Source organism: Streptomyces sp. NPDC054872, assembly GCF_053610705.1.
The window spans coordinates 1-7,580 of sequence record NZ_JBSGYY010000078.1 but is presented as its reverse complement, the minus strand read 5'-3'; the positions used below and the strand labels follow the sequence as shown (position 1 = coordinate 7,580).

The following is a 7,580-nucleotide window of genomic DNA, read 5'->3' as shown; positions in this document are numbered from 1 at the left end:
AGATCGTCCAGCGCCTCGTCCGTACGCCCCGCGATCGGCGTACCGATCGGGATATCGGTACCCGCACCCATCCGCGACAACAACGCCGCGAACGCCGCCCGCACCACCATGAACACACTCGCACCGGACTCCCGCGCGAGGCGGGCCAGGCCCGAGTGGACCTCCGGGGGAACCTCGAAGGTCACTTCCTCGCCCCGGAAGGTCGCCACCGCTGGACGGGGGCGGTCCGTGGGCAGCTCCAACTGGTCCGGGAGATCGCTGAGTTGTCGCTTCCAGTACGTGAGCTGGCGGAACAGCAGGCTGTCCGGGGCCGACTCATCGCCGAGCAGCTCGCGCTGCCACAGCGCGTAGTCCGCGTAGTGGACCGGCAGCGGTCCCCACGCGGGCACGCGGCCCTCGGCCCGTGCCTCGTACGCCTCCGCGACGTCCTGCGCGAGCGGGACCATCGACCAGCCGTCGCCCGCGATGTGGTGCAGCACGACCACCAGGACGTGCACGTCCTGGGCCAGGGCGAAGAGGGCGCCGCGCAGCGGGACATCGGACGTCAGGTCGAAGCCGCGCTCGACCTGCTCCGTCACCAAGTCCGGAAGCACCTGCTCCGTCGCCGGGGTCGCCTCGAGAGACAGCCAGGCTTCCTCGACGTCGGCGATCTCGTGGAGCGCGAGGACCTTCTGGAACGGGACCCCCTCCGCGCCCTCGGGGAAGACCGTGCGCAGCGACTCGTGCCGTACGACCACGTCCCGCAGCGCCGCGGCCAGCGCCCCGCGGTCCAGGCGGCCGGTGAGGCGCAGGGCGATGGGCATGTTGTACGTGGCGGCCTCGGCGCCCTCGAAGCGGTTAAGGAACCACATCCTGCGCTGGGCGAAGGACAGGGGGACCGCGGCGGGGCGGTCCATGGGGACCAGCGGTGCCCGCGCGTCGCCGGCCTCCGACAGCCACTCCGCGAGCCGGGCCACGCTCGGCGCCTCGAACAGGGCGCGCAGCGGCAGCTCCATCCCGAGCACCGTACGGACCCGGCTGACCAGGCGGGTCGCGAGGAGCGAGTGGCCTCCCAGGTCGAAGAAGCCGTCGTCAATGCCGACCTTCTTCACGCCGAGTACCTCGGCGAAGACCGAGCAGAGGACTTCCTCGCGGCCGTCCCGGGGCGCGCGGCCCGCTCCTTCTCGGGAGCCCTTGAGCTCGGGGGCGGGCAGGGCCCGCACGTCGAGCTTGCCGTGGGCGGTCAGCGGGAGGTCGGTGAGGATCACCACCGCGGCCGGGACCATGTGGTCGGGGAGGCGGCCGGTGAGGGACTTCAGGAGGGCGTCCGGGGCCGGTGCCGTGCCGGGGGTGGGGACGGCGTAGGCGACGAGGCGCTTGTCCCCCGGCTGGTCCTCGCGCAGGAGGACCGTGGCGCGGTCGATGTCCGAATGCTGGGTGACGGCGGCTTCGATCTCGCCGGGCTCGATACGGAAGCCGCGCAGCTGGATCTGCGCGTCCGCGCGGCCCACGTGGACGAGCGTGCCGTCCGCCCGCCACTTCACGAGGTCGCCGGTGCGGTACATGCGCGCGCCGTCGTCCGTGAACGGGCAGGCCACGAACCGCTCCGCCGTAACGGCGGAGCGCTCGGCGTATCCGCGAGCCAACTGGGCGCCAGCCACGTAAAGTTCGCCGATCACGCCAGCCGGTACCGGGCGCAGGCCGCCGTCCAGGACGAAGGTGCGAGTGCCGCCCCGCGGGCGGCCGATCGGCACAGCAGCCAGCGGCATTGCCTCGCCGGGGGCCACGCGGTGTTCGGTGACGTTCACGGTCGTCTCGGTCGGACCGTAGGCGTTGACGACCTGGGCCTCGGGGTGGCGGCGGCGCCACTCTGTCACGTCCGAGCCGGTCAAGGCCTCGCCGCCCAGCACGAGTTCGGCTGTCGGCGAGAGCTCGTCGGGCAGGGTCAGCAGCAGCGGTACGTGGCTCGGTGTCGCCTTCATGAAGGTCGGCGCCTGGTGTCGGCGCGCCGGCGCCGGGGCCTGCGGTGTCCGCGGCAGGGCTTCCGGTGTCCGCAGCAGGTCGGTCACGCGGGCGCGGCCGCCCGACACCAGGGGCAGCAGGACGGACGCCACTGTCATGTCGAACGTGACCGGTGACTGCCACGCCACCACACCCGACGCCTCCGGGTGGGCCGCCCGCGCCCAGCCCAAATAGGCCGCCAGTGAGCGGTGTTCGACGACCACGCCCTTCGGACAGCCCGTCGATCCGGAGGTGTAGACGACGTACGCGGCGTTCCGCGGGCGCGGGCCGACACCCCCCGTGTCGCGCACGCCGGCCGCGTCGGCCGGCTGCTCGTCCACGAGGACGCGCGCCAGACCGTTCGGCAGCGCCGCCGTCGTCCCGGCCTCCGTTACCGCGCACACCGGCCGCATGTCCTGGCACATCAGGGCGATGCGCCCCGCCGGATACTCCTCGTCGACGGGCAGGAAGACCGCTCCCGCCTTCCACACGGCCACCATCGCGACCACGAAATCAGCCGATCGGGGCAGCGCCACCGCCACCGGGCGCTCCGGCCCGGCGTTTCGCGCCACAAGGACGCGTGCCAGCCGTTCGGCCCGCGCGTCGAGCTCCGCGTACGTCAGGGCGTCGTCCCCGCACTCGACCGCCACGGCGTCCGGCACCCGCGCCACCTGCTCGGCGAACAGGTCTAGCGCCGTGGTGTCGCCAGGGAGCCCGCCGCGGGCCCGCGCCGGGAACACGTCGTCGGCGCCCGTCGAGGAATCGCCGCCCGCCCTCGCCGAGGACGCGTCGTTCGCCTCCGCGCTCCACTCGTCGAGGACGAGCCGCAGTTCGCGCGGCGACAGCAGCTCCGCCGACGACACCGGGCTCTCAGGATCCGTGACGAACGCGCGCAGCAAACGCTCGAACCGGCGGGCAATGCCGCTGACGGTGTCGCGGTCGAACAGATCGACGGAGTAGGCGAGTTCGCCGGTGATGCCGTCGGGGAGGCGGTGGTCGTCGAAGGTCTCGTTGAGGCTGACGGACAGGTCGAACTTGACCGCTTCCAGCTCCGCGCTCTCGCCGGCTAGGACGAGACCGGGAAGTCCGAGGCGAGGCGGGCTGGTGTTCTGGAACGCCAGCATCACCTGGAACAGCGGGTGCCGCGACAGGGAACGGACGGGGTTCAGGACGTCCACGAGATGCTCGAACGGAACGTCCTGGTTGGCATAGGCCCTGAGGTCGGACTCCCGCACGCGCTCGACCAACTCGCGGAACGTGGGGGCGCCGGACACGTCCGTGCGCAGCACGAGCGTGTTCACGAAGAAGCCGACGAGGTCGTCGAGTGCCTCGTCCGTGCGGCCCGCCACGGGCGAGCCGATCGGGATGTCCGTGCCGGCGCCGAGGCGCGACAGGAGCGCTGCGAACGCCGCTTGGACCACCATGAAGACGCTCGCGCCGGTCTCGCGCGCGAGAGCGGTGAGGTCCTGGTGGAGCCGTGCGTCGAAGTGGACGGGCACATGGGCGCCGCGGTGGGTGGCCGCGGCGGGGCGGGGCCGGTCCGCCGGGAGCTCCAGCTGCTCGGGGAGCCCGGACAGGTGCCGCGTCCAGTACGCGACCTGCCGGCCGAGCAAGCTCGTAGGGTCAGAGCCGTCGCCGAGCAGCTCACGCTGCCAGATCGAGTAGTCCGCGTACTGCACCGGCAGCGGTTCCCACTCCGGGGCGCGGCCGTGGGCCCGCGCCTCGTAGGCCTCCGCGACGTCGCGGGCCAGTGGCGCCATCGACCAGCCGTCGCCCGCGATGTGGTGGAGCACCACGAACAGGACGTGCGTGGTGTCGCTGAGCATGAACATCTGTGCGCGCAGCGGGAGTTCACAGGTGACGTCGAAGCCCCGGGCGGTCTCACGGGACAGGGCCTCGGCGAGCATCGCCTCCGTGACGCGGGTCAGCGGAAGCTCGACGCGGGCGTCGGCCGGGTCGACGATCTGCTGCCGTGGGGTGCCGTCGGGGCCCTCGGGAAAGACGGTGCGCAGGCTCTCGTGGCGGGCGACGACGTCGCTGAGGGCCGCCGCGAGGGCGTCGTGGTCCAGGGCACCGGTCAGGCGCAGCGCGATGGGCATGTTGTACGTGGCGGCCTCGGCGCCTTCGAGACGGTTGAGGAACCACAGGCGACGCTGGGCGAAGGACAACGGCAGGTCCGCCGTGCGGGTCCTGCGGGTCAGCACGGCGCGGGCGCCGTCGGCATCAGCGAGGCGGCGGGCAAGACGGGCCACGCTCGGCGCCTCGAACAGGGCGCGTAGCGGCAGCTCCACTCCCAGCACCGCGCGGACCCGGCTCACCAGCCGGGTCGCGAGCAGCGAGTGTCCGCCCAGGTCGAAGAAGCTGTCCTCGGCTCCGACGCGGTCCAGGTCGAGGACCTCGGCGAACAGTCCGCACAACACGTCCTCGTGCGCGGTGCGTGGCGCCCGGCCCCGCGGAGCGGCGGAGAAGTCGGGAACCGGCAGGGCCTTGCGGTCGAGTTTGCCGTTGACGGTCACGGGCAGCGCGGCCAGGACGACGACGACGGCGGGCACCATGTACTCCGGCAGCCGTGCGCCCACGAACTGCCGCAGGTCAGCCGGTTCGACGCTGGTGCCGGCGGCCGGGACAACGTAGGCGACGAGGCGGGGGTCGCGGCCTTCGCCGGTGTGGACGGTGACGACGGCCTGTGCGACGGCCGCATGGGCAGCGACAGCCGACTCGACCTCACCGAGTTCCACACGGAAGCCGCGGATCTTCACCTGGAAGTCGGTGCGCCCGAGGAACTCGATGTTGCCGTCGGCGCGCCAACGCACGAGGTCGCCGGTGCGGTACATGCGCCGCCCCGCGGGGTCGTACGGATTCGCGACGAACCGGTCCGCGGTCAGACCGGGCCTGCCCACATAGCCACGCGCCAACTGCACACCGGATACGTAGAGTTCGCCGGGCACGCCTGCCGGGACCGGCCGCAGCAGCTCGTCCAGGACGTAGGCGCGGGTGTTCCACACGGGCGTGCCGATCGGCACGCTGGGCGCGCCGGGCTCGTGGCGGACCACCCAGCGGGTGACGTCGATGGACGCCTCGGTTGGGCCGTACAGATTGAACAGGCCCGAGTCCAGAGTTTCGCGGAACTTCTCCGCGAGTTCGAGGGAGGTTGCCTCGCCGCCGAGGATCACCGTGTGCAGCGTCGTGCACGTGGAGGCGGTCGGCTCCGCGAGGAACACGGCGAGCATCGACGGCACGAACTGCAGCGTGGTAATCCGGTGGGCGCGGATAACCTCGACGAGGTAAGCGGGGTCACGGTGCCCGCCGGGATCGGCGACCACGAGGGTCGCGCCCACCTGGAGGGCCCAGAAGAACTCCCAGACGGAGACGTCGAAGCCGGTCGGCGTCTTCTGCAGGATGCGGTCGCCGGCTCCCTGCGGATGCTTGGCCTGCATCCACGCGAGGCGGTTCACAATGGCGTCGTGCGGGATCAGCACGCCCTTGGGGCGGCCCGTGGAGCCGGAGGTGTAGATCACGTACGCGGGGTGTGAGAGCCCCAGCGGCGCGGCCCGGTCGGCGTCGTCGAGGTCGGTGGCGGGCCGCTTGGCGAGCTCCGCACGCAGGCCGGGGTCGTCGAGAACGAGGGCGGGCAGGCCACCCGGCAGCAGGTCCACGATGTCGGCCGAGGTGAGGACGCAGACGGGGCGCGCGTCATCGAGCATGTACGCGATCCGGTCGGCGGGGTATTCGGGGTCGACGGGGAGGTAGGCCGCGCCGGCCTTCACGGTGGCGTACACGGCGACGACCTGGTCGACGGACCGGGGCACGGCGAGGGCGACGAGCCGCTCCGGGCCGGCGCCCCGCTCGACGAGCAGGCGTGCCAGGCGGTTGGCGCGGGCGTTGAGTTCCGCGTATGTCAGTTCGACGCCCCCGTGGACCACGGCCGTCGCGTCCGGGGTGCGCGCCACCTGCGCCTCGAACAGCGCGGGCAGCGGCTCCTGTCGGACCGGGGTGTCGGTGCTGTTCCACTCCTCGACGATCCGCCGCCGCTCCTCGGGCGTTAGGACGTCGAGGGCAGCGACGGGCTGGTCCGGGTCACGGACCACACCGCGCAGGACCCGCTCGAAGCGGGCCACCAGTTCCTCGGCCGTAGCGCGGTCGTACAGGTCAGTGGCGAACTCCAGGACGCCCGCGAGCCCCGCCTCGGCGCCGGTGTCCGTGCGCGACTCGTCGAGGTAGACACACAGGTCGAAGCGGGCGGCCGGGGCGGCAGCAGGTTCGGGGGCGACGGTCAGACCGGGGAGCCGCAAGCGCGGCTCCTCGACGTTCTGGAAGGCCAGCATCACCTGGAAGAGCGGGTGAGCCGCCATAGAGCGGACCGGGTTGAGCACCTCGACGAGGTGCTCAAAGGGCACGTCCTGGTGCGCGTGCGCGGCCAGGTCCGTCTCACGGACCCGGTCGAGCAGCTCACGGAAGGTCGGGGCGCCGGACAGGTCCGTACGCAGCACGAGCGTGTTCACGAAGAACCCGACGAGGTCGTCGAGCGCCTCGTCCGTGCGCCCGGCCATCGGTGCGCCGATCGGGATGTCCGTCCCGGCCCCGAGCCGGCAGAGCAGCGCAGCGAACGCCGCCCGCACCACCATGAAGACACTCGCGCCGGACTCGCGGGCCAGCCCGGCGAGGCTCCCGTGCAGATCGGCGTCCAGTGTGAACGCCACGCTGTCGCCGCTAAAGGAGGCGACGGCAGGGCGCTGACGGTCCGTGGGCAGCGTCAACTGGTCTGGGAGATCGTTGAGTTGTTCTGTCCAGTAGGCGAGCTGACGGCCGAGCAGGCTTTCGGGGTCACGCTCGTCGCCGAGCAAGTCGCGCTGCCAGAGCGCATAGTCGGCATACTGCACCGGCAGCGGCCCCCATGACGGGACCCGGCCGGCGGTCCGCGCCTCGTAGGCGGCCTCGAGATCGCGCGCCAGGGGTGCCATGGACCAGCCGTCACCGGCGATGTGGTGCAGCACCACGGACAGTACGTGCACGGCGCCATCGGGCTGGGTGCCGCTGAGCTCGGCGTCGCCGGTCGTGACATCTTCGAGCATGAACAGCCGGGCACGTAGCGGCAGTTCGCCGCTCAGATCGAAACTGCAGCCTGCGGCCTCGGCCACGCGCACGGGCAGCTCGGCGGCGGTCACGACGGCCACGTCCAGCCGCACGGTGGCTTGATCGGCGTCAAGGATGTGCTGGTACGGGGTGCCGTCGGGGCCCTCGGGGAAGACCGTGCGCAGACTTTCGTGGCGGGCGACGACATCGTGCAGCGCGGCGGCGAGCGCGTCCCGGTCCAGGGTGCCGGTCAGGCGCAGGGTGATGGGCAGGTTGTACGTGGAGGCTGCCGAGCCCTCGAAACGGTTGAGAAACCACAGCCGGCGCTGCGCGAATGACAGCGGCACCTCGGCGGATCGATCCGCGGGAGACACCGCGACCCGAGTGGGGGCGCCCTCGACCTCGACCCGCTCGGCCAACTGCACCACCGTGGGCCCCTCGAAGAGGGCTCGCAGGGGCAGCTCCACGCCGAGGCGGGTGCGGATGCGGCTGATGAGGCGGGTGGCGAGCAGGGAATGGCCGCCGAG

Annotated in this window: 1 protein-coding gene; it reads right to left on the bottom strand. The window is 72.2% G+C overall.

Annotation, left to right across the window (positions count from 1 at the left end; genetic code table 11):
* Positions 1-7,580, bottom strand: a 7,580-nt coding sequence (locus tag ACWGIH_RS43145) for an amino acid adenylation domain-containing protein (RefSeq protein WP_453452725.1), incomplete at both ends; no start/stop codon positions are given.